Consider the following 2,047-nt stretch of genomic DNA (forward strand, 5'->3'; position numbering starts at 1 on the left):
GCGCGCGCGATCATGCGGTCAGCGTCCTCGAGCGTGCCAAACAGCGGGTCAACGTCGGTGAAGTCGGCCACGTCGTAGCCGGCGTCCTTCTGCGGCGAGGTGTAAAACGGCGACAGCCAGATCGCGTCCACGCCCAACGCCGCCAGGTGATCAAGGCGCGAGGTGATGCCTGCCAGGTCCCCGATGCCGTCCCCAGAGGAATCCGCAAACGACCGCGGATAGATCTGATAGATCACCGCAGTACGCCACCAGTCGGCGTCTTTCTGCTGGGAACCGGCGGGGGCGACGACGTGGGTGAGCGCAGGCTGCGCGACGATGCTCATGCGGCTTGTGGTCCTCTCAGCAGGGAAGGGTCAAGCCCACAATGTAAACGTTTGCATCACGCCGCGCAAACCGACCTCGGGCCGGGTGAGTCCCCAGGTCGGCGGCCCTATGGCGTCGCGACCCACACCGTCGCGTCGGCAGGGAGCTCGGTGGAGACAGGCATCGACGAGATCAGCACCTCACCGGGGGGCAGCGGCACCGGGGACGAGGACAAGTTAGTCATCACGGTGACGGCGCCCACGCGGGCCGCGACCACGCCAGCCGGCGCGTCGAGCCACTCGAGGCTCGATGAGGCCAGGCCCCACGTACGCCGCAACCTCAGTAGCGAGCGGTACATCTCGAGCGAGCTACCGGGGTCACCCTCCTGTCGATCGCGTGCGAGCTCGGCCCACAGGTCGGGCTGCGGAAGCCACGACTCGCCACTGGGAGAGAAGCCGAACGCGGGCGCATCGGCCTCCCAGGGGATGGGCACGCGGCAGCCGTCGCGGCCGTAGCGCTCGCCTAGGGTGCGATGGAAGGTGGGGTCCTGACGCGCATCGGCGTCAATGTCGAGCACCTCGGGCAACCCGAGTTCCTCGCCTTGGTAGAGGTAGGCGGAGCCGGGCAGGGCGAGCATCAGCATGGTTGCCGCCCGTCCGCGGGCCGCAGCGACGGCAGGCTCGGGAAGTCCGGGGGAGTCGGGGCCGATCCCGTGCCCCTGCGGGCTCGGTGCGGTCAGGGCGAGCCTGCTGGGATGACGGATGACATCGTGGTTGGACAGCACCCAGGTGGCCGGGGCCCCCACGCCTTCGAAAGCGCTCAGGGAGGCGTCGATGGCGTCTCGCAGCGCCGTCGCATCCCACGGTGCCATGAGGTACACGAAGTTGAACGCCTGGTGCATCTCGTCGGGGCGCACCCACTCGGCCATGCGGCTGAGCGGCTCGACCCACGCCTCGGCGGTGAGAATGCGCTCGCCGTCGTATTCGTCGACGACCGAGCGCCAGCGCCGCCAGATCTCGTGCACCCCCTCTTGTGCCCAGGCCGGGTGACCTACGCTCGCGCCCGCCATGGAGTCGATGTCGTCGGCAATGATGAAGTCGGGAAGGCCAGGCTCCTTCGCGAGCCCGTGGGCGACGTCGACGCGGAAGCCGTCGACTCCGCGGTCGAGCCAGAACCGCAGGATCCGGTCGAACTCGGTGCGGACCTCTTCGTTGGTCCAGTCCAGGTCGGGCTGGGAGGAATCGAACAGGTGCAGGTACCACTGGCCGGGCGTGCCGTCGCGGTCGGTCAGGCGGGTCCAGGCCGGGCCGCCAAAGACCGATTCCCAGTTGTTGGGGGGCTCGTTGCCGTCCACGCCGCGTCCGTCGCGGAAGATGTAGCGGGCACGCTCGGCGCTGCCGGGGGCCGATGCGAGGGCGGCTTGGAACCAGGCGTGGGCGTCGGAGGTGTGGTTGGGGACAATGTCGACGATCACGCGCAGACCCAATTCGTGGGCGCGCGCGATCATGCGGTCAGCGTCCTCGAGCGTGCCAAACAGCGGGTCAACGTCGGTGAAGTCGGCCACGTCGTAGCCGGCGTCCTTCTGCGGCGAGGTGTAAAACGGCGACAGCCAGATCGCGTCCACGCCCAACGCCGCCAGGTGATCAAGGCGCGAGGTGATGCCTGCCAGGTCCCCGATGCCGTCCCCAGAGGAATCCGCAAACGACCGCGGATAGATCTGATAGATCACCGCAGTACGCCACCA

General features: G+C 68.4%; 2 protein-coding genes. Both read right to left on the minus strand.

The genetic code is table 11. The annotated features are described in order from the left end of the window. A partial coding sequence (locus ACK5NO_RS10410) for an alpha-amylase family glycosyl hydrolase (protein WP_416812609.1) occupies positions 1 to 323 on the minus strand: 323 nt, incomplete at its 3' end. Positions 324 to 430: 107 nt separating this feature from the next. Continuing rightward, positions 431 to 2,047, minus strand: a 1,617-nt coding sequence (locus ACK5NO_RS10415) for an alpha-amylase family glycosyl hydrolase (RefSeq protein WP_416812610.1), incomplete at its 5' end; no start/stop codon positions are given.

The sequence above is a fragment of the Demequina sp. genome (assembly GCF_047975725.1).
Classification (GTDB): domain Bacteria; phylum Actinomycetota; class Actinomycetes; order Actinomycetales; family Demequinaceae; genus Demequina.